The 853-nt window shown below is 70.7% G+C and carries 1 protein-coding gene; it reads right to left on the reverse strand.

The genetic code is table 11. The annotated features are described in order from the left end of the window. Positions 1-54: 54 nt before the first annotated feature. Positions 55-849 (reverse strand): IS21-like element helper ATPase IstB, encoded by a 795-nt coding sequence (istB, locus tag M0638_RS28460; RefSeq protein ID WP_456316062.1) that lies wholly within the window; start codon positions 847-849, stop codon positions 55-57. Positions 850-853 lie beyond the last annotated feature (4 nt).

Here is an 853-nt window from a genome sequence, read left to right on the forward strand (position 1 = left end):
TATCAAGCGACATCCGGAACTGGACGGTTTCGCCACGGAGAACTGGACACCGGATTACGTTGTCCCGGGCTCCGGGTCCGCATCGGTGGTCCGCTTCAGCAGCCCGGACCGCCTCTTCTCCCGCAGGCGGTAGCTGTCGCCGCGGATGGTCAGCACGTGGCTGTGGTGCAGGAGGCGGTCCAGGATCGCGGTGGCGACGACCTGGTCGTTCAGGACCAGGCCCCACTCGCCGACGCTGCGGTTCGAGGTCACCAGCATGCTGCTGCCGCGCTCGTAGCGGCGGCTGACCAGGGCGAACAGCAGGTGGGCGGCCTGCGGCTCGAGGGGCAGGTAGCCCAGCTCGTCGATGATCAGCAGCTTGGGCTTGGCGTAGCGCGCCAGGCGCTCCTCCAGCCTGCCCTCCGAATGCCCCTTCATCAGCGCCGTGATCAACGCCATGGCCGGGGTGAACAGCACCGAGTAGCCCTGCCGGATCGCCTCGCGCCCGAGTGCCACGGCAAGGTGCGTCTTGCCCGTACCCGGCGGCCCCTGGGCCAGCAGCGTGTCGCCGTTCGCCACCCAGCGGCACGCGGCGAGATCGCGCACCTGCCGGGGATCGAGCGAAGGCTGGGCGGCGAAGTCGAAGCTCTCCAGCGTACGGACGAAGGGGAACTTGGCGATGCCCAGTCCCATCTGGATGCGCCGCTCCTCCCGGTGCGCCACCTCCGCCTGGCACAGCAGCGCCAGCGTCTCGGCCAGCGTCAGCTCGCGCCGGGCGGCCTCGTCGAGCAGCCCGTCCAGCCGGTCGCGCATCGCCGTCAGCTTCAGCCGCCCCAGCATCTCCGGCAGCGCCGCCACCGCGCCGCTCACCAGC

It is taken from the genome of Roseomonas acroporae (genome assembly GCF_023223525.1).
Lineage (GTDB): Bacteria > Pseudomonadota > Alphaproteobacteria > Acetobacterales > Acetobacteraceae > Roseomonas_E > Roseomonas_E acroporae.